General features: G+C 65.8%; 16 protein-coding genes. 15 read left to right on the forward strand and 1 reads right to left on the reverse strand.

Translation table 11 applies throughout. The features are described 5' to 3' along the window. The first annotated feature begins 2 nt into the window (after nt 1-2). The 12 genes from BMY90_RS08985 to zipA all read left to right on the forward strand — a co-directional run bounded on the left by BMY90_RS08985 (nt 3) and on the right by zipA (nt 15418). On the forward strand, nt 3-926 hold the full coding sequence (locus BMY90_RS08985) for a phosphoglycerate mutase (protein ID WP_092703386.1): 924 nt from the start codon (nt 3-5) through the stop codon (nt 924-926). Nucleotides 927-940: 14 nt separating this feature from the next. Beyond that, nucleotides 941-2656 carry a single-stranded-DNA-specific exonuclease RecJ gene (gene recJ, locus BMY90_RS08990; RefSeq protein WP_092703620.1) on the forward strand — a complete coding sequence of 572 codons (1716 nt, stop codon included), beginning with the start codon at nt 941-943 and terminating at the stop codon, nt 2654-2656. Nucleotides 2657-2774: 118 nt separating this feature from the next. After that, entirely contained in the window at nt 2775-3158 is a 384-nt protein-coding gene (locus tag BMY90_RS08995) for a SpoIIAA family protein (RefSeq protein ID WP_008212012.1), read from the forward strand. Nucleotides 3159-3538: 380 nt separating this feature from the next. Next, complete coding sequence (asnB, locus tag BMY90_RS09000; protein ID WP_092703388.1) at nt 3539-5206, forward strand: asparagine synthase B; 1668 nt, start codon at nt 3539-3541, stop codon at nt 5204-5206. Nucleotides 5207-5304: 98 nt separating this feature from the next. Beyond that, nucleotides 5305-6430, forward strand: a protein-coding gene (prfB, locus tag BMY90_RS09005) for a peptide chain release factor 2 (protein ID WP_139201727.1) whose coding sequence is annotated in 2 segments (ribosomal slippage) — nt 5305-5379 and nt 5381-6430 — 1125 coding nt in all. Because the reading frame shifts where the segments join, the coding sequence is not laid out codon by codon here. Nucleotides 6431-6475: 45 nt separating this feature from the next. Next, complete coding sequence (locus BMY90_RS09010) at nt 6476-6802, forward strand: hypothetical protein (RefSeq protein ID WP_037100049.1); 327 nt, start codon at nt 6476-6478, stop codon at nt 6800-6802. Between the two features lie 195 nt (nt 6803-6997). Then, nucleotides 6998-8515, forward strand: a complete 1518-nt coding sequence (lysS, locus tag BMY90_RS09015; protein ID WP_092703389.1) for a lysine--tRNA ligase — start codon at nt 6998-7000, stop codon at nt 8513-8515. A 198-nt stretch (nt 8516-8713) separates the two neighbouring features. Next, on the forward strand, nt 8714-9013 hold the full coding sequence (locus BMY90_RS09020) for a YciI family protein (RefSeq protein WP_008211999.1): 300 nt from the start codon (nt 8714-8716) through the stop codon (nt 9011-9013). 8 nt (nt 9014-9021) lie between these two features. Continuing rightward, a complete protein-coding gene (locus BMY90_RS09025; RefSeq protein WP_092703391.1) occupies nt 9022-9267 on the forward strand; it encodes a BolA family protein in 246 nt (81 codons plus the stop codon). A gap of 61 nt (nt 9268-9328) precedes the next feature. Then, complete coding sequence (locus BMY90_RS09030; RefSeq protein ID WP_092703393.1) at nt 9329-10768, forward strand: hypothetical protein; 1440 nt, start codon at nt 9329-9331, stop codon at nt 10766-10768. A gap of 121 nt (nt 10769-10889) precedes the next feature. After that, nucleotides 10890-14390: a chromosome segregation protein SMC gene (smc, locus tag BMY90_RS09035; protein ID WP_092703395.1), complete on the forward strand. Its 3501-nt coding sequence runs from the start codon at nt 10890-10892 to the stop codon at nt 14388-14390. A 29-nt stretch (nt 14391-14419) separates the two neighbouring features. After that, nucleotides 14420-15418 (forward strand): cell division protein ZipA, encoded by a 999-nt coding sequence (zipA, locus tag BMY90_RS09040; RefSeq protein ID WP_092703396.1) that lies wholly within the window; start codon nt 14420-14422, stop codon nt 15416-15418. Nucleotides 15419-15649: 231 nt separating this feature from the next. Here zipA and BMY90_RS09045 read toward each other — a convergent pair whose 3' ends face one another. Continuing rightward, a complete protein-coding gene (locus BMY90_RS09045) occupies nt 15650-18091 on the reverse strand; it encodes a DUF3772 domain-containing protein (protein ID WP_245734997.1) in 2442 nt (813 codons plus the stop codon). A gap of 182 nt (nt 18092-18273) precedes the next feature. Between BMY90_RS09045 and BMY90_RS09050 the strand changes: the two genes are divergently transcribed. Genes BMY90_RS09050 through BMY90_RS09060 form a run of 3 tightly spaced genes read left to right on the forward strand, consistent with a single transcriptional unit; the run spans nt 18274 to nt 20629 of the window. Then, nucleotides 18274-18942, forward strand: coding sequence for a hypothetical protein (locus tag BMY90_RS09050; protein WP_139201728.1), 669 nt, complete (start codon nt 18274-18276; stop codon nt 18940-18942). Next, entirely contained in the window at nt 18939-19277 is a 339-nt protein-coding gene (locus BMY90_RS09055; RefSeq protein ID WP_008217170.1) for a transcriptional regulator, read from the forward strand. The genes BMY90_RS09050 and BMY90_RS09055 overlap by 4 nt, the downstream gene beginning before the upstream one ends. Continuing rightward, nucleotides 19277-20629: a serine hydrolase gene (locus BMY90_RS09060; protein ID WP_092703402.1), complete on the forward strand. Its 1353-nt coding sequence runs from the start codon at nt 19277-19279 to the stop codon at nt 20627-20629. Before BMY90_RS09055 ends, BMY90_RS09060 begins: the two co-directional genes overlap by 1 nt. Nucleotides 20630-20756 lie beyond the last annotated feature (127 nt).

Raw genomic sequence — 20756 nt, forward strand, 5'->3', positions numbered from 1 at the left:
CGATGAGCGCTGCCGTGATCCATCCGCTGGAGCTGTGGTTGCCCGCCTTGGGGCGTTTCGACCCGACGCATCCGCTGCACCGGTGGCTGGCACAGTCGGATCGCCTGGAGGCGGGCCCGCAGGGTTACCTGGATGGACTGGCCGGTTATTTCGACAGCGGTGCAGCGCCGATGCCGGTGGCCGCGTTGACCCGCGAGTTGCTGGCCGGCGATGCGGGTGAGGCGACGTGGTTGTGCGCCGACCCGTCCTGGGTGCAGCCGGACATGACCGGCGTGCGCCTGCTGGCTTGCGGACAGATGCAGCTGCTGATGGACGAGGCGCGCGAGTTCGCCGATACCTTGCGCCCGGTCTTCGACGAGGCCGGCGTCCGGCTTGAAATCTCGGCGGCCGATCACTGGCACCTGCGGCTTTCTCCAGGCTTGGAACTGCCCGATTTTGCCGCTCCGGAGCAGGCGTTGGGCGAAGACTTGTATCAACACTTGCCGCAAGGTGCCGAAGGGCGTCGCTGGCGCGTGCTGATCAACGAGGTGCAGGTGCTGTTGCATCAGCATCCGCGCAATGCGGCGCGCAGCGCGGCAGGCCAGCCGCCGGTCAACAGTGTGTGGCTGTGGGGCGCGGGGACGTTGCCGGCACGGGTGCGCAGCCGTTTCGGTGGCGTGGTCGGCGACGACGTGTTGCTGACGGCGCTGGCCGAGCGCGCGAAGATATTGCATCAGCCGCGCACGCCGGACAGCGTGGCCGCCGCGCGCGAAGGCTGGCTGGTCGACCTGCAGGATCTGCCGGTGGCCGACATCGAGCATGACTGGTGGCCGCGATTGCAGGCATTGGCGCAGCGACAAACCGTGCGCATCAGCTTCGCCAGCGGCGAACGCTGGCTGCACCTGCCGTGGCATCGCTGGCGCTTCTGGCGCGGTAGCCGGCGTTGAGCGACGCCACGGTCATGCGCCTCGAACTGCGTCGCCGCGCCACGCAGGGCGAACCGGTCGGTTGGGGCATGGGAGTGCATCCGGTGCTGCAACGTGTATACGCCGCACGCGGCGTGTTGGGGCCCGCACAGGTCGAGCATCGACTCAAGCGCCTGCTGTCGCCGCATGAGCTCGGTGGCATGGCCGCGGCGGTGGGTTTGCTGGCCGAGGCGATCCGCGACGATTGGTCGATCCTGATTGCCGGCGACTACGATTGCGATGGTGCCACCGGCGTGGCCGTGGCCGTGCGCGGCCTGCGCATGCTCGGCGCGCGCAAGGTCGATTACGTGGTGCCGAACCGTTTCATCCACGGCTACGGGCTTACCCCCGCATTGGTGGCGTCACTGCAACCGACGCCGCAATTGCTGGTGACCGTCGACAACGGCGTGGCCAGCGTGGCTGGGGTGGCGGCCGCAAGCGAGCGTGGCATTCGTGTCATCGTCACCGATCACCACTTGCCCGGCGAGCAGCTGCCGGCCTGCGATGCCATCGTCAATCCGAACCTGGTCGGCGACCCGTTCCCGAGCAAGATGCTGGCCGGCGTCGGCGTGATGTTCTATCTGCTGCTGGGCTTGCGCGCGAAGTTGCGCGAGCAGGGCGCTTTCGGGCAGGGCGAACCCGATCTCTCGGCCTTGCTTGACCTGGTTGCGCTGGGCACGGTGGCCGATCTGGTGCCGCTGGATTTCAACAACCGGGTGCTGGTCGAGGCAGGGCTGCAGCGCATTCGGCAAGGGCGTGCCTGTGCCGGGATCCATGCGCTGATCGAAGTGGGCAAGCGCAGCCGTGCCACCTTGTGTTCCAGCGACCTGGGTTTCAGCGTCGGTCCAAGGTTGAATGCGGCAGGCCGCCTGGAAGACATGCGCCTTGGGGTCGAATGCCTGCTTGCCGATGACCCGGCACAAGCGCGCCGCCACGCGGAACGGCTTGATGCCATCAACCGCGAGCGCCGCGAATTGCAGGCCTCGATGGTGGCCGAGGCCGAGTTGATGGTGGTGGGTGTGGCGAGCATCGAGGCGGTCGGCGTGGCGTTGTACGAGGCTTCCTGGCATGCCGGGGTAGTAGGGCTGGTGGCATCGAAGCTGAAGGAGCGACTGCATCGTCCGGTGATCGCGTTCGCCTCAGCCAGCGAGGACGATGTAGAGCACCTGCGCGGCTCGGGTCGCTCCATTCCCGGTTTCCACCTGCGTGACGCGCTGGCCATGATCGACGCCCGTCATCCCGGGTTGATCGAGCGCTTCGGCGGTCATGCGATGGCTGCCGGACTGAGCATGAAGGCGGCCAATTACCCGCGTTTTGCCGCTGCGTTCGATGAGGTGGCCCGCGAAATGATCGAGCCGGAACACTTGCAAGCCGTATTGCATACCGATGGCGAATTGCCCTCCGGCGGGTTCACGCTGGAACTGGCGCGCCAATTGCGTGATGCCGGGCCGTGGGGACAAGCCTTCCCCGAGCCGCTGTTCGACAACGTGTTCGAGTGCGCCAGTTGGAAGGTGATGGGCGAAACCCACTTGCGACTGCAATTGCGCGATCCCCGCGACGGCGCACTGCAGGAGGCTGTGATGTTCAATGCCTATCACGGTCAGCCACCGCCGCAGCGCATGCGCGCCGTCTACGAGCTGGGCATCAACGACTGGCAAGGGCGCGAAAGCGCACGTTTGTTGCTGCGGCACATGGAGCCGGTTGCGGATTGAATATCGCAGCCAACGCGGCTGGGCGTTAAGCACGCGTGAGCCTCCATGGCGATTTCGCACACGCTTTCAGTGACGGGGATTATGCTTCGCTGCAGGTAGTCGCCAAGCGGAGCAAGCCATGATCGAACAACTGGAAAACCTGCCGGCCGGTGCGTTGGGATTCCGGGCGCGCGGACAGGTGACGGCCGACGATTACGAGCGCGTGATCGTGCCCGATATCGAGGCCGCTTTCTCGCTCAACCGCAAGCTGCGCCTGCTGTACCACGCCGGCGATGATTTCACCGGTTTCGACCCGGGGGCGATGTGGGACGACGCGAAGCTGGGTTTGCGCCATTTCAGCGGCTGGGACCGGGTGGCGCTGGTCACCGACGTGGCGTGGCTGCGCATGACCGCCACCGCCATGGGGTTTGCCATGCCGGCGGATTTCCGCCTGTTCGCCAACGCCGAGCTGGAAACGGCCCGGCGCTGGATCAGTGAGCCGCGGGTGGATGATGGAGGTTAGTCCGGATGGTCACTTGCAGATGGACGTCCAATCTGTTCTAGTCGACGCATGACCACGTTGACTGCCTGCTTCCCGAACGTCACTGCGCTTTCCGCGCAGAGCTTCGTGCCGGCCGTCAACAATAATCGCGCGAACAATAACGCCAATCGTTGGCGGGCCCGCGCGTAGCTTCAAGTTTCCACGAAACATACGCGACGAAGGCCCGCCCAGTGCGGGCCTTCTCTTTTTCTGCGCGCCTTACCCGTGCGTGGATCCATCCACGCAAGAGCAACCCCGGCCATCCATGGCCGACTTGCGGTAACTATGGCGCGAATCCATCCGCGCAAAGACAAACCGGCCATCCATGGCCGACTTTCAAAAACAACGGAGGGGTTTCAATCATGTGTTCGATCTTCGGGATGTTCGACTTGCAGCCAGGCGACGACCTGTCCGCGTTGCGCCGGCAGGCGCTGGAACTGTCGCAGCGCCAGCGTCATCGAGGGCCGGACTGGAGTGGCGTGTTTGTCGATGCCGGGGTGATCCTGGTGCACGAGCGCCTGGCCATCGTCGACCCGGCCAGTGGCGCGCAGCCGTTGCGTTCACGCGACGGCGCGCTGGCGCTGGCGGTGAACGGCGAAATCTACAACCACCGCGAGTTGCGTGAAGCCAGTGATTACGACTTCACCACCGGGTCGGACTGCGAAGTGATCAACGCGCTGTATCGCGATGTGGGCGCCGACTTCGTGGAACAACTCAACGGCATCTTCGCCTTCGCTCTGTGGGATGGCGAGGCGAAGCGTTACCTGATCGCGCGTGACCCGATCGGGGTGTGTCCGCTGTACTGGGGCCACGACGCGCAGGGGCGGCTGTGCGTGGCCTCGGAAATGAAGGCATTGGCAGGCGTGTGCGCGGATGTGTCGGCTTTCCCGCCGGGCCACGTTTACGACAGCGCCAGCGGCGAACTGCGCCGCTACTACAGCAAGCCATGGCGCGAGTACGCGGCGACGCAGGGCCATACGCCGACGCCAGCCGAATTGCGCCAGGCGTTCGAGCAGGCTGTGCATCGCCAGTTGATGACCGACGTGCCGTACGGCGTGTTGTTGTCCGGCGGCCTGGATTCCTCGCTGGTCGCCGCCTGTGCCGCGCATTTCGCGCGCGAGCGGGTCGAAGACAACGATCGCAGCGAGGCCTGGTGGCCGCGCCTGCATTCCTTCGCGATCGGGCTGGAAGGCTCGCCCGACCTGGCCGCCGCGCAGGTGGCCGCCGATGCGCTGGGCACCGTGCATCACGGTTTCGTCTACACCTTCTGGGAAGGGCTGGACGCGCTGCCGGAGGTGATCCGCCATATCGAGACCTACGACGTCACCACCATCCGCGCGGCCACGCCGATGTACCTGCTGGCGCGGCGGATCAAGGCGATGGGCGTGAAGATGGTGCTGTCCGGTGAGGGCTCGGACGAGATCTTCGGCGGCTACCTGTACTTCCACAAGGCACCGTCCGCCGAAGCTTTCCACGAGGAAACCGTGCGCAAGCTGGATGCCTTGCACAGCTACGATTGCCTGCGTGCCAACAAGTCGATGATGGCCTGGGGCGTCGAGGCGCGGGTGCCGTTCCTCGACCTGGAGTTCATCGACGTGGCGATGGGCATGGATGCGAAATACAAGATGGCCGGGCAGGGCAGGATCGAGAAAGCCGTGTTGCGCGAAGCCTTCGAGGGCGCGTTGCCGAAGGAGATTCTGTGGCGGCAGAAGGAGCAGTTCAGCGACGGCGTCGGCTATGGCTGGATCGATGGCTTGAAGGCGCATGCCGAGCAATCGGTGAGCGATCGTGAATTCGCCGCGGCCGCGGCGCGTTATCCGTTCAACACGCCGGCCACCAAGGAGGCGTATTTCTATCGCCGCATCTTCGAACAGCACTACCCGGGTGAGGCTTGCGCCGCCACGGTGCCGAGTGGCAAGTCGATTGCCTGTTCGTCGCCGGCCGCGCTGGCGTGGGATCCCGCGTTCGCCAATGCGGCCGATCCGTCCGGCCGGGCGGTGAAGGGGGTGCACGAGCACGCCGTGGGCTGAAACGGGTCCGCTCGCACGGCGGTCCGTTTATCCGGGCGCATGCCTCGCCGGCATGCGCTCTGCTACCATGGACGGCCGTTTTCCCCATGATTCCGACCATGATCGAGACCAATCCCATCCATGCGCAGATTGCGGACCTTCGGGGCCGCGTCGAGTCGCTTAGGGGGTATCTTTGACTACGCTTCCAAGAGCGAACGCCTTGAGGAAGTAACCCGCGAACTGGAGAGTCCCACTGTCTGGGACGATCCGCCGCGCGCGCAGGAACTGGGCCGCGAACGCGCCCGCCTGCATACCGTGGTCGATGGCATCGACACGCTCACTGCCGGCCTCACCGATGCCGACGAGCTGCTGGACATGGCCGTCGCGGACAGCGATGACGAAACCGCCCAATCGGTGATCGACGACCTGGCCAAGCTTGAATCGAAGGTCGACAAGCTGGAATTCCAGCGCATGTTCTCGGGCAAGATGGATGCCTGCAACGCCTTCGTCGACATCCAGGCCGGCGCCGGCGGCACCGAGGCGCAGGACTGGGCCGAAATGCTGCTGCGCATGTACCTGCGCTGGTGCGAGTCGCGCGGCTGGAAGGCCGAGCTGATGGAAGCCAGCGGCGGCGACGTGGCCGGCATCAAGTCCGCCACCATCCGCGTCGAGGGCGACTACGCCTACGGCTGGCTGAAGACCGAGATCGGCGTGCACCGGCTGGTGCGCAAGTCGCCGTTCGATTCGGACAACCGCCGGCATACCAGCTTCACCTCGGTGTTCGTGTCGCCGGAAGTCGATGACAGCATCGAGATCGACATCAACCCGGCCGATCTGCGCACCGACGTGTATCGTTCATCCGGCGCCGGCGGCCAGCACGTCAACAAGACCGAGTCGGCGGTGCGCATCACGCATATCCCGACCAATACCGTGGTGGCCTGCCAGACTGGCCGCAGCCAGCACCAGAACCGCGACACCGCGATGAAGATGCTGGCCGCCAAGCTGTACGAGCTGGAGATGCAGAAGCGCAATGCCGAGCGGGACGCGCTGGAAGCGACCAAGTCCGACATCGGCTGGGGCAGTCAGATCCGCAACTATGTGCTGGACCAGAGCCGCATCAAGGACCTGCGTACGGGCGTCGAGCGCACCGATACGCAGAAGGTGCTGGACGGCGACCTGGACGAATTCATCGAGGCCAGCTTGAAGTCCGGCCTGGAGGCCGGTTCCAAACGTGCGGATGCGTAAGTGTTGATCCGTTTTCCTTAGCTCTTACCGAACGGGAGTCATGCCATGAACAGCAAGAAGATCTGCGGCATCCTGATCGCCGGCGCGCTACTCGCGACGTACGGCGTGGTGGCGCAGGCCAGCCCGGGAGGCTTCGGCCAGGACGTCAAGCAGGATGCGAAAACCGTAGGCCATGGTGTGGCCGATGGTGCCCGCGACGTGGGTCATGCGACCCGCCGCGTGGCGAAAAAGGTCGGACACGGCGCCAAGGAGGCCGGCGTAGGCATCGGCCATGGTGCGAAAAAGGCCGGCATCGCCATTGGTCACGGCGCGAAAGAAGGCTGGGAAGCCACCAAGGACGCAACAAAGAAGGTGTTTGGCAAGGGCGGTTGATCGCCCGGGTTTTCAGCATGATCCCGTTCGCCCCGAGCGCAGGCCCGCAGGGGTGGAGTCGAAGGGCCGCGCCGCCTGGCGCTTCGACCCCGCCCGTTGTCGCAAGCTACGCTCGGCACGAACGGAAATATCGAGTCACTCCACAAGAAAATCAGCATCAGCCGACGTGAGCGCGCCGGCCACCACGGAAGCCCCATGAGCGAAGCCACCGATACCCCGATCATCGACGAGAACAAGCTGATCGCCGAGCGTCGCGAGAAACTGAAAGCGTTGCGCGGGCAGGGCATCGCCTTCCCCAACGACTTCAAGGTCGACAGCTTTGCCGGTGACCTGCAGGACGAGTTCGCCGACCGTGAGGTGCATACGGCCGAAGCGATCGAGGCCTCGGCGCGTCGGGTCAAGGTGGCTGGTCGCATCGTGCTCAAGCGCGTGCAGGGCAAGGTCAGTTTCGTGCAGTTGCAGGACATGACCGGGCGCATCCAGCTGTTCGTGCATGCCGGCACCGTGGGCGAGGTCTACGACGCCTTCAAGGGTTGGGACATGGGCGACATCGTGGGCGCCGAAGGCGTGCTGATGCGTACCAAGACCGGCGAATTGTCGATCAAGACGGATCAGCTGCGCCTGCTGACCAAGAGCCTGCGCCCGCTGCCGGACAAGCATCACGGCATGGCCGACGTCGAGCAGCGCTATCGCCAGCGCTATGTCGACCTGATCGTCACCGAGGAAGCGCGCGACACCTTCCAGAAGCGCTCGCGCATCATCGGCTTCATCCGCCAGTGGCTGGAGGCCGCGCCGCGCCGCTTCATGGAGGTGGAAACGCCGATGATGCACGTCATCCCCGGCGGTGCCACGGCCAAGCCCTTCATCACCCACCACAACGCGCTGGACATGGATCTCTACCTGCGCGTGGCGCCGGAGCTGTACCTCAAGCGCCTGGTGGTCGGCGGCTTCGACCGCGTCTACGAGATCAACCGCAACTTCCGCAACGAGGGCGTGTCGACCCGGCACAACCCCGAGTTCACCATGCTCGAGTTGTACCAGGCGTACGCCACCTACAACGAGATCATGGACCTTACCGAGAGCGTGATCCGCGAGACGGCCAAGGCGGTGATCGGCAGCACCGAATTGACCTGGGATGGCGCGCAGGTCGACGTGGGCCCGGCTTTCCGCCGCTGGACGATGGAAGATGCGGTGCTGGAGCTGAACCCCGACATCAAGCGCGAGGAATTGCGCGACCGCGCGGCGATGGCTGCGCATGCGAAACGTCTCGGCGTGCAGGTCAAGGACGGTTACGGCTGGGGCAAACTGCTGCTGGAAATCTTCGAGAAGACGGTGGAGCACACCCTGATCCAGCCCACCTTCATCACCCAGCATCCGGTCGAGGTTTCGCCGCTGGCGCGCGAGAACGACAGCGACAAGGGCATCACCGACCGCTTCGAGTTGTTCGTCAACGGCAAGGAACTGGCCAACGGCTTCTCCGAATTGAACGATCCGGAAGACCAGGCCGCCCGTTTCAAGGCCCAGGTGGAAGCCAAGGACGCCGGCGACGACGAGGCGATGCACTTCGACGCCGACTACATCCGCGCGCTGGAGGTGGGCCTGCCGCCCACCGGCGGCCTCGGCATCGGCATCGACCGGCTGGTGATGCTGCTTACCGGCTCGGCCTCGATCCGCGACGTGCTGCTGTTCCCGTACATGCGGCCGGAAGGCTGAATTTGCGGATGACGCAAGCCCCGAAGGCCCGCCGCGTGCGGGCCTTCGGCGTTTCAGGATGCCACTCCGGCGGAAGGCCGTCGGGCGCCGACCGGACGCCTTGGTCCGAAAGCCTCCGGGTGATGATTTTCCGGAATCCCGTGCGACAGGGCGCAGTCGGGTAAAATGGTGAATCGCCCCAGCTACGGAGTCTGCATCATGTGGTTTGCCATCATCGCCAAGGATCATCCCGGTTCCCTCGACAAGCGCATGGCGGCGCGGCCCGCGCATCTGGAGCGACTGAATGCCTTGCAGAACGAAGGGCGCATGCTGCTGGCGGGTCCGTTTCCTGCGATCGAATCGGAAAATCCCGGTCCGGCCGGCTTCACCGGCAGCCTGATCATTGCCGAGTTCGCCAGCCAGGCCGACGCCGAAACCTGGGCCAAGGCCGACCCCTACGTGGCCGCTGACGTGTATGCGGACGTGGAGATCAAGCCGTTCCGCAAGGTCCTGCCGTGAGCGAGCCTATGGTCGACGAGATCCGCCAGCGCCTGATCGCGGCGCTGGCGCCCGTCGAACTGGACGTGCTGGACGAGGGCCACAAACACGCCGGGCACGCTAATGCCGGCAAGGGGCATTTCCATGTGCGCATGGTCAGCGCAGCCTTCACGGGCATGCTGCCGGTGAAACGGCATCGCATGGTCTACGCTGCCCTGGATGACCTGATGAACGATGGCATTCACGCCCTGTCCATCGATGCCAAGGCGCCCTGAGCGCGGCATGGCCGGAGTGAGTCGCCTGTTGCAGTCTGATTCGCCAATCGAGGAGTGAACGATGCCGGACCGGCCCCGCGACGGATTCGCCTGGGAACGTGCCGCCCGGGCAGCAACCCTCGGCTTGCTGGTCCTGCTGGTTGTCTATACCGCCTGGTATCTGTTGCGTTACAGCGATTTCAGCAATGACGATCTGGACAACCTGGTCCTGATGCAGCACACGGGTTTCTGGCAGTTCGTGCTGATGCCCACCGATGTGCACTACGTGCCGTTGCATCGCCTGCTCAGCTGGCTGGTGTACCACGTCGACCCGATGGCGTTCGGGGTGGCGGTTGCGGTGATGCTGGCATTCCATGTGGGGACGCTGGTCTATCTTGCCGCCAGCCTGCGCTTGCTTGGCCTGGACAAGTCGGGCGGCCTGCTGGTGTGTGGTTATGCCGCGTCGGGGCTGGTGATCTACGGTCTGGCCTGGTGGGCGCATGCCGAACATCGGGTGCCCTATGTCTTTTTCGACATGTGCGCCATCTACCATTACCTGGCGTGGTTGAAGGGCGGACGTTCGCGCCACTTGTGGATGGCCGCATTGGCATTCGTGCTGGCTTTCGGGTTTTACGAAAAGGCAGTGATGATTCCCCTGCACATGCTTGTCGCAGGGTATCTGGCCGGGGAACAGCGCTTCCGCGAACGTCTGCTGCATCATGCGCGGCCGCCGCTATTGCTGGTGGTGGGATCCGGTATCTATGTGCTTGTCTATCTCCTGCTTCACCCCGGCAGCGCCCAAGCGTCCCTGATGCCGGCTCTCAGGGCGGACCTGGAGTTCGTGAAGGTGCTGTTCGCCGGGGCATCCGGCATCGGTGTGGAAACGGCTCGCGACGTCCCCGCGCACGGTTGGTCGTGGCAGCTGGCCACGATGCTCGCGGCAGGCTTGGCAATGCTGTTGTGGGGCGTTGGCCGGCGGCGTGGAGGCTGGAAGGTGTTGCCGGCCTTGCTGCTGGTACTGATGCTCGACAACCTGCCGATCGTCATGTCCAATCGCATCGCCTTGTTCGGACTGATGTCTCCGCACCAATATCGGTTCGGATACGAGGAACTCCATTTGGCGGTGCTGTTCATCGGGATCTGGTGGGCGCGCACAGCATTTGTTCCGACCTCCGCAACGGGCAGAAAGGTGGCCTGGTCGGCGGGATTCCTCGCGGTGCTGGCTTTTGCCGGGCTGAATGCCTCCGATATTCGGACGAGCCGTCATGCGACCTGGAGCAACCTGTGGCTGATGGCTGAATCGCATGCCTATCTGGCGCACTTGCGGCAAGGGCTTGCGGTGATCCGAAATCCGCGCCCGGTCTTCGAAAACGCCGCCGTGCCCGGTTACCTGTCGATTTTCCGGGGCACGCCGGACCTGCGTACCCTGCTTCCCCTGTTTGTTCCATCGGTCCGTTTCGATAGTGCCGCGCAAGCTCGTTACAGGGTGCTGCAAAATGGACAGATCGTTCATGTTCAGTAACTTGGCGGGTGTCGTGGTGGCCGTGCGCAGGCACGACCATTTGCCGATACGGGCCTGATCCGGGACACTTGGCTGGCTGTCCTGCACGCCAGCCGTATCTGATTCTTTCCACGGACATTTCATGCGTCTCACCACCATCAAACTTGCCGGATTCAAGTCCTTCGTCGATCCGACCACGCTGCACCTGACCGCCAACATGACGGGCGTGGTGGGGCCGAACGGTTGCGGCAAGTCCAACATCATCGACGCGGTGCGCTGGGTGATGGGCGAGAGCGCGGCCAGCCGCTTGCGTGGCGATTCGCTGACCGACGTGATCTTCTCCGGCTCCACCTCGCGCAAGCCGGTGGGCCAGGCCACGGTGGAGCTGATCTTCGACAACGCCGACGGCTCGATCCAGGGCGAATACGGCCAGTACGCCGAAATCTCGGTGAAGCGCCAGGTCACCCGCGACGGACAGTCGTCGTACTACCTCAACGGTGCACGTTGCCGTCGTCGCGACATCACCGACCTGTTTCTCGGCACTGGCCTGGGCCCGCGCAGCTACTCGATCATCGAGCAGGGCATGATCTCGCAGATCATCGAGGCGCATCCGGAAGAGCTGCGCACGCATCTGGAAGAGGCGGCCGGCATCTCCAAGTACAAGGAGCGCCGCAAGGAAACCGAGAGCCGCATCAAGTCGACCCGCGAGAATCTCGACCGCGTGAAGGACGTGCGCGACGAGGTGGACAAACAGCTTGAGCATCTGAACCGCCAGGCCCGTGCGGCCGAGCGCTGGAAGGCGCTGAAGGAAGAGCAGACGCGCAAGGAAGCCGAACTGCGTGCGCTGGAATACCGGGCGCTGAAGAGCCAGCACGACGGCGAGGGCGAAGGCCTGTCCGCCGCCGAGATCGAGATCGAGAAACAGCTTGCCGGCCAGCGCCAGATCGAGGCGCAACTGGAAAGTGTGCGCGAGCGTCACAATGGCGCCAGTGAGCACCTGAACGCCGTGCAGGCCGACGTATACAAGGTCGGTGCCGAGATCGCCCGTGTCGAGCAGCAGGTGCGCCACAACAAGGAAAATGCCGAGCGCCTGGTGCGTGCGCAGACCGAGGTCGAGCGTGAGCACGCCGAGCTGGCCGAGCACATCGGTGCGGATCGACAACAGACCGAGGCGCTGCGCATGGCGCTGGCCGAGGGCGAGCCGAAGCTGGAAGCCCTGCAGCAGATGCAGGACGACACCGCCGAGGCCCAGCGCAGCACCGAAGCGAAGCTGGCCGATTGGCAGCAGCGCTGGGACACGCATACACGCACGGCTGGCGAATCCAACCGCGCTGCGGAAGTGGAGCGCACCAAGCTCAACTATCTCGATCGCCAGGCGCTCGATCTCGGCCGCCGACGCGAAGCGCTGGAGACGGAACAGAAAGCTACCGATGTCGCTGCCCTCGATGCCGCCGCCGAACAGCTCGGCCAGGAGCACGAGACCCAGCGCGAGCGCGTCGAGTCGCTGGGCAGCCTGCTCGATCAGCACAAGGGCAATCACGAGAAGATCCTCGATGAAGAACGCCAGCTGCAGTCCTCGTTGAACGAAGCGCGCCAGCAACTGCAGACAGCCCGGGGTCGACAGGCCTCGCTGGAAGCGCTGCAGACCGCGGCGCTGGGTCAGGAAGAAAGTGCCGCCAGCGAATGGCTGGGCAAGCTCGGCCTGGACAAGGCGCGCCGCCTCGGTGCTTCGCTGCAGGTGGATGCCGGTTGGGAAGCGGCAGTGGAAACCGTGCTGGCCGGCCTGCTCGACGGGGTGCTGGTCGACGACCCGGTGGCGCTGGCCGCCGAATTCAACGATCTCGGCGAGGCCGATATCGCCTTGCTGCATGCCGAGCCGGGCGAGCCCGGTGCTGCCGGCACGCTGGCGGCGCGTGTGCGTGGTCCGGTCTCGGCGCTGCAGCTGCTGGCTCGCGTGCAGACCGCCGACACGCTGGATGAAGCACGCCAACGGGTCGGCTCGCTCGACGCCGGGCAGTCCGTCATCACCCGTGGTGGCGAATGGCTGGCCTCGCACTGGGCGCGCGTGCGTCGGGCGCAGGGCAACCAGGTCGGCGTGCTGGCGCGCGAACGCGAGCTGCGTACGCTGACCGAACAGGTCGCCACGCTGGAAGCGCAACTGGAAGAAGCCGGCGAACAACTGGAGCTGCTGCGCACGAGCAAGTTCGAGGCCGAGCGCGCTCGTGACGATGCGCAGCGCGAGCTGTACAACGCACATCGCCGTCAGTCCGAGTTGGCCGGCCAGTTGCAAAGCCACCGCGGCAAGGTGGAAACGGCTCGCGCCCGCGCAGAGAAAGTGGCTGGCGAATTGTCGGCCCTGATCGAGCAGATCGACGAGATGCAGGGCCAGACCCGCGAAGCGCGTGCGCGGCTGGACGAGTCGGTCAACCACATGGGCGATCTGGAGGACCAGCGCCGCGAGCTGGAGAACGAGCGCCGCGCCTTGCTGGAGGCGCGCGAGGAAGCACGCATGAACGCGCGCGAGGCGGCCGACCAATCACACGCGTTGGCGCTTTCGCTGGAGTCCAAGCGTTCCTCGCTGGCGTCGCTGGAACAGTCGCTGGCGCGCATGGACACCCAGTTGCGCCAGATCGAAGCGCGTCGTGGCGAGATTGCCGAGCAGCTCGCGGCCGGTTCCGATCCCATCGCCGAACTGGAAGCCGAGCGGCAGACTTACCTCGACCAGCGCCTGCTGGTCGACAAGCAACTGGTCGAGGCACGCCGCGCACTGGAAGATTGCGACATCGAGTTCCGCAAGCTCGAACAACAGCGCCAGTTGGCCGAGCAGGGGCTGTCCGCGCTGCGCGAAGGCTTGTCGCAAAAGCGCCTCGCAGCCCAAGCGCTGCAATTGCGCGCCGAGCAACTGGCCGAGGCGATCACCGGTTCCGGGCTCGAGCTCGAACCGCTGTTGGCCGAGTTGCCCGAAGACGTCGACGCCGCGCAGTGGCGTCAGCAGCTGGTCGATATCGGCCAGAAGATCGTGCGGCTGGAGCCGGTCAACCTGGCCGCGATCCAGGAACATGCCGAGCAGAGCGAGCGCAAGACCTATCTCGACAACCAGCTCACCGACCTGACCGATGCAATGGAAACGCTGGAGGGTGCGATCAAGAAGATCGATCGCGAGACCCGCATGCTTTTCAAGGAAACCTTCGAGAAGGTCAACGCCGGCGTGCAGGAACTGTTCCCGCGCCTGTTCGGCGGCGGCCACGCCTACCTGGAACTCACCGGCGACGACCTGCTCAGCACCGGCGTGTCGATCATGGCGCGGCCGCCAGGCAAGCGACCGTCCAACATTTCGTTGCTGTCCGGCGGCGAAAAGGCGCTGACCGCGGTCGCGCTGGTGTTCGCCATCTTCGGCCTCAACCCGGCGCCGTTCTGCCTGCTCGATGAGGTGGACGCGCCGCTGGATGAAGCCAACGTGGGGCGCTTCTCCAACGTGGTGCGCGAGATGAGCGAGAAGGTGCAGTTCATCTTCATCAGCCACAACAAGGCCGCCATGGAAGCGGCCCACCAGTTGTGCGGCGTGACCATGCGCGAGCCGGGCGTGTCGCGATTGGTGCAGGTGGATCTGGCCGAAGCGGCTAAACTGGCCGGCGCCGCCTGAGCTCGTGAAGAAGTCTTGAGGAAACCATGATGACGCTGCCCCTCGTGTCCGCCTTTGCCTGGAACCCCGCCGTCGGCATTCCGCTGCTGATCGTCGGCGTGATCGTGCTGGCGTTGATCTGGTTGTTCGGCAAACCGAAGCAGGAACAGGGGCGTCGGCGCCCGGCTGCCCCGGTCGAGCACGGGACGGGCGAGCGGCGCGAGCCGACCCTTGGTGGCAACAGCCTGGCCGACGATCCGGCTTTCGATGATTTCGGCAAGCCAGCCGGCGGCGCGGCCGAGCCGGCGCCGCAGCAAGGCGAGCTGGACATGGGCTTGCGCGAAGAGCTCGAACGGCTCGGCGCCACGCTGGCCGGCGAACGCGGTGGCGGCAGCCCGAAGAGCCGGCCGCCGATGAGCAGCACGGCTGCTTCCATCGTGAACACGCTGTGCAGCCCGGGCGAGGGCGCCGCGCCGCTGCCGTCCGCTGCCGCGGCACCGGCTCCTGTGCCTGCGCCCGTACCGGCTCCAGCACCTGCGCCGGCGCCCGCGCCTGTTGCCACGCCACCGCGTTCCGATCTGGGTCGTCGGCCGGCACAGATGCAGGTGGAACGCATCGTCACCCTGTTCGTGATGGCGCGCGAAGGCGCCCACTTCAACGGGCCAGACCTGGTCGTGGCAGCCGAAAAGGCCGGCCTTGAATTCGGCGACATGGGCATCTATCACCGCCTGGTCGACGGCAAGCGCGAGCTGGGACCGATCTTCAGCGTGGCCAACATGCTCAAGCCCGGCAGCTTCGACCTGGGGCGACTTGACGCCTTGCGCACGCCCGGCGTGAGCTTCTTCATGACGCTGCCGGCGCCGGTGCCGGCACTGGATGCATGGGATGCCATGCTGCCCATCGCGCAACGCCTGGCCGAATTGCTGGATGGCCAGGTGCTCGACGAGGAGCGCAATGCGCTCGGCCGCCAGCGCATTGCCTATATCCGCGACGAATTGCGTGGCTGGGATCGCGGCCACGAAGGCGAAGAGATCCATTTCGGGCATTGATCGCCGGGATGCGTTCCCGAGGTGGGAACGGCCTCAGTCGCGATGCTTTTCGCTTTTCCGGGGACCGCGCCGAGGGCGTCGTGGCTGAAGCTGCTCCCACGGGAAGTCGCCCCCACTCTGGGTCAGGTTGAAGCCGTGCAGGAGCGCGCCCTGTGCGCGAAAGGTTTTCGCGATACCCGGCCAAGAGCTATTCGTGCACGACGTGCGCTCGAAACAGTGGCGATGCCGGCTTCAGGTGGTGGGGGACGCTGCGTCCGTGTTCCCGTCGTCGTCGCGCAACCTGCGCACCAGCATGCTCTGTGGCGTGGACAACGGCAGGTTGGCAGCCCCCAGCCGCTTGAGGATGTCGAACAGCAGGTCGCTTTTCACGCCCGATACCTCGCGCGGACTGCGCACGTAGGCGACGATGCTGAAAGTCATCGCACTGACGCTGATGTCGTCCAGCCGGACCACCGGAGCCGGTGTTTCCAGCGTTGATGGATGCGTGTGCAACGCTTCGAGCATGTGCTGGCGTGCCGCATCGGCATCGGTACTCAACGGCATCGGCAGCAGGATGCGTACGCGTCCCTGCGCGCTGCTGTGCGTCACGTTGCGCACGTTCTGCGTGATCAGTTGCGAGTTGGGCACGATCATGGTCGAGCGGTCGCCCAACTGGATTTCGGTGGCGCGCACATTGATGCGGCGGATGTCGCCCTCCACGTCGGCCAGACTGACCCAGTCACCCACCTTCACCGGCCGCTCCACCAGGAGGATCAAGCCGGAAATGAAGTTCTGCACCACCGCCTGCAGGCCGAAGCCGATGCCCACGGACAGCGCGCTGGCGATCCAGGCGATGCTCTGCAGGTTCACATTCAGCGCCACCAGCGCCAGCGCGAAGACCAGCACGCCGCCCAGGTAGCCGAGCAGGGTGACGATGGAGTCGCGCATGCCCGGTTCCATCGTGGTCTTGGGCAGCAGTTGTTCGCCCAGCCAGCGCTTGAGCACGCGCAGTGCCACCAACCCCAGCACGAACACCGCGATCGCGCCCAGTACGGTACCCGGTTCGATCTTGAGCTGGCCCAGCTTGAGCCCGCCGAACAGCAGTTGCGCGCGCTGCGCCAGCTCGGCCGGACCGGCGTCGAAAGGCACCAGCACCAGCGTCAGCGCCAACAAGGCAAGCAGCACGCGGCTGATGCCGGTGAGCAGGGTGGATGCTTGTTCCAGCGTTTCCGGAGCAAGGTCGAAACCTGCCTGCAGGCGCTGGCCGCTGCGTCCGCGCGGTGACAGCAGCGCCTCGAAAAGGTCGGCTACCAGCTGCAGCAGCAGGTACAGGCTGGCTGCCACCAAGCCAGTCCACAGCATCTGTACCGCCACGAAGAAGGCCAGCGCGATGAAGCCCGTGCACACCGCCAGCCAGCACGTAACCACGCCCAGCGCGGCGGCGAAGCTCAACAGGCCCACCCACAATGGCCGCCGGGTCGGCGTGTCGCCGCTGGCATCAGCTTCGCGCCGCGCGTGGCGCAGATGCAGCAGCACCAGCCCGATCAATGCGCTGACCATCAATGCCAGCAAGGCGTGAAGTAGCACCGTCGCTGAAAGGCTGGAGCCTATGCTGCGAATGATGCGTTCGGTGAGGCCGGTGAGCAGCGCCGCGCCGCCGAGCAGCCAGGGGTAGGCGCGCAGCCGTTGCGTGGCGAGGTCGGACAATGGCAGCAATCGCCACGAGGTGTGCCGAGCGGACAGCATGGCGCTGCCCAGTCCGGCGATCAGCGCAGCGAAGCAGACGATGCGGACTGCCGCAGCAGCCAGGGCATCGAGATCGCTGTCCAGGGTGTCATTCCAATTGATGCCCATGTGCAGGCATTGCGCCGCCAGTCCGATCACCAGGGTGGTGGACAGGGCCATCACGGTGGCCATGGCACTGCGCCGCAAGTGCCCATCGGGTAGCCAGTGCGCGGCGACGTGCTGCCAGAGCCGATGCAGCGCCCAGCGGCCGGCGGCAAGCAGCAGCAGCGCGGCCAGCATGAAAGCCTGCAACGGTGTCCGGTTCGGCGGTTGCCAGGCGTCGTGCCAGGCGTCGCTCCAGCGGCTGGCCAGGCGCCGGAACCGGGCCATGTCGTTCGGTAGCGAGTCGGCCTGGTCGCTCCAGAAGGCGTGGCCCAGCGGCGTGTCCGTGCGCGCGGCCAGGCGCGCCTGGAACTGGTCGTTGCGCAGACCGGTGATCTGGCTCACCAGTTGCAACGCATCCAGGTTCAGCGACCTGGCCTGCACCAGTTGCGCGTTGAGGCTGGTTTCGGCCTTGTCCAACTGGCGCCGCTGCGCCGCCACTTCCGGCGCCTCGGCGGGCGCGCCTTTGGCCGGGGGCGGGCCGAGCACGGTGACCTGGGCCTGCAGTGCCGTCATCTGCGGCGCCAGGCTGTCGGCCAGCTGGCGCGCCTGATCCTGCACCTGCATGGCACGCGTGCGCAGGTCGCCGAGTGCCGTGTCGCCGGCCGGCGTTTTCTGCGCATCCTTCAATGCGTCTTTCACGCTGTCGAGCTGGTCGCCCAGTTGCTGCAGTGTCTGGGCGGGCGTGGGCGCCGGCGGAGTGTGGTCTGTGTCCGGGCGCGCCCATGCCGCGCCCGAGCCGAGCACCAGCAGAAAGGTCAGCAAGAAAGCCTGAAACACCGACAGGCGCGGGGATGGGGATGGCATGGCGCGCATGATCGGCGTGGCCTGCGCGGCGGTCAATCGGCCCGTGCGGCGCGCCTAGGCTTGCGTTCAGCCGGTTGGGGCGGATTGCCGGGATGGTGTCAGCGTAAAGCGTGTCGAAATGCAGTTGACGCAAATTAGTTTGCGTTGCAAACTTACTGACGCGCCACTTCGGAGCAAGACTCATGCACGACCCCATGTCATCCCGGCTGGACGAACTGGAGCGCCTGACCCGCGACTACGCGCGCTACTCGCGCAGCGCTGGCGGCCTAGCCTCGGTGCTGGGCGGGGCGTTCGCTCTGTTGGCGTACCTGGCGGGCGGTTTGCTTCCGCTGACGCCTGCACTGCGTATCGTGCTGGTGATGCTGCCGCTGGCGTGGGTGCTGGCACGGCAGTGGTTGATGCGGCGCTATTACCAGCGCTATGGCCGGGTGGAAGAGCAGGCACCGCTGTCGGTGCGGGTCACGCATCGCTTGTGCGTGGTGACGGTGGTTGGCGTGGCGATATGGGTGACCTACGCGGTGACCTCGCAGCCCCGACCGCTGAACGCCGGGGACTACGGCTATCTCGCACTGGTCTGGCTGCTGGCGCCGGTCGTCTGGTTCTGGTTGCGCAGTCCACTGGACTTCATCGTGGGTACGTTCCTGTTCTGCCAGGCCGCGGTGACGTGCGCGGGTTTCACCTATCCGGTGCTTGGCACCAGTGCGGCGGCCGCGAACCCGCCGATGGCGTTGATGACGGTGATGTTCCCGTTGGTCGCGGTGGTATTCATCGTTGCCGGTGTCGTCGAGCATCGACACTTTCTGGCCTTGCGCGAGCGCATGGCTCGCCTTCGCGATGGCGCGACGGCATGAGTGCACCGTCACGCATCGGCGAGGTGATGGCGCTGGACCGGTTGGTGCACGAGCCGGCGCGGCTGCTGATCCTGGCCGTGCTGGCCAACGCAAAGGAAGTGGAGTTCGGTTTCCTCGAACAGGTCAGCGGGCTCAGCAAGGGCAATCTTTCAAGCCACATGAGCAAGCTGGAGGCAGGTGGCCTGATCGAGGTGAAGAAAAGTTTCCGCGGTAAACGTCCGCTCACCGAGCTGCGCATCACTACGGCCGGCCGCAAGGCGCTGGCCGATTACCGGCAACGGCTGGCTGCCGTGATGCAGGAGCTTCCCGATACTCCCGCCACGAGGAAATCCTGATGCATCGTCTGTCCCTGACCCTGATGGCCGCGTTGGCAACCGCGGTACTTCCCGTTCATGCGCGCCCCCAGCAGTCTGTCCCGCCACGTCTCGATCGCATGGCCACGACGATGGTCGACGCAGGCGTGGCGCCGGCCTTGGTCGCGGTGGTGGTCGACCACGGCCACGTGAGCATCCACGGCTACGGCAAGTTGCCCGATGGCCGCGCGCCCGATGCCGATACCGTGTTCGAGCTGGGCTCGCTCAGCAAGACCTTCACTGCGCTGCTGCTGGCGCGCGAGCTGGAACAGGGCAAGGCCTCGCTTGATACCCCGGTGGGTCAGTGGCTGCCGGGCTGGTCGATACCCTCGCTGCACGGCAAGGCGATCACCCTGGGCCTGCTGGCCGAGCAGTATTCCGGCTTGCCGCGAGTGCCGGGCAACCTGGCCCCGCCGGCGCCGACCGATCCGTACGCCGATTACGGCGCGGACAAGCTGAAGCGCTTTCTGGCTGGTTATACCTTGCCGCGCGAGCCGGGTGCGCATTACGAATATTCCAATCTGGGCTTCGGCCTGCTCGGCTATGCGTTGGCTCGCCATGCCAGCTTGGGCTATGGCGCACTGCTGCAACGCGATGTGTTGCAGCCGCTGGGCATGCCGCATACCGGCGTGACGGCGCCGACGAAGGGCGCGCGGCTGGCACCGGGACACGGCCCCGACGGAGCGCCCGCGCCGGCATGGCATTGGCGCGATGCGCTGGCCGGTGCGGGCGCGATGCTCAGCGATGGCCACGACATGGCGATCTATCTGCAGGCCAGCATGGGCACGAAGTCCACGCCACTGGCCGCGGCGATCCGGCTGGCACAGCAGCCGCGCCGTGACGCCGGCCCGCTGGGGCGCATCGGCCTGGCCTGGATGACCACGCCCAGCGCCGATGGTGACGTGGTCTGGCACAACGGTGCCACCGGCGGCTACAGCAGCTTCATCGGCTTCAACGCCAGGCACCAGTACGGGGTGGTGCTGCTGGCCAACGGCTACGCCTCGGACCTGCTTACCGGCGTGGGCCTGGCGAGCTTGTCATCTGCATTGCCGATGCCGCCATTGCAGGTCTTGCCGGAAGCGACGCTGGAGCAGTACGTGGGGCGTTACGTGCTGGCGCCAGGCATGGTGTTCACCGTGAGCCGGCGCGGGCGGCAGCTCTATGCGCAGTTGACCGGGCAGCCGGCGCTTCCTGTATTTGCCTCGGCCAGTGACCGGTTCTCCTACACCGCCGTGCAGGCGGCGCTGGATTTCCAGCGTGATGCGCGCGGCCGGGTCGTGGCGCTGGTGCTGCACCAGAACGGGCAGTCCCGCCGCGCGCCGCGCACGCCATGACCACAGGCGATCGGCCGGTGGTCTGGGCATTTTCATCAGGAGAACGCGCATGACCGCTTCACTCGTTGTGATCCTCATCGCGATCATCGTGGCCAGCGCCTCCGCGCGCAGGCGACGACCGCCTCGC

It is taken from the genome of Rhodanobacter glycinis (genome assembly GCF_900114325.1).
Taxonomy (GTDB): Bacteria; Pseudomonadota; Gammaproteobacteria; order Xanthomonadales; family Rhodanobacteraceae; genus Rhodanobacter_A; species Rhodanobacter_A glycinis.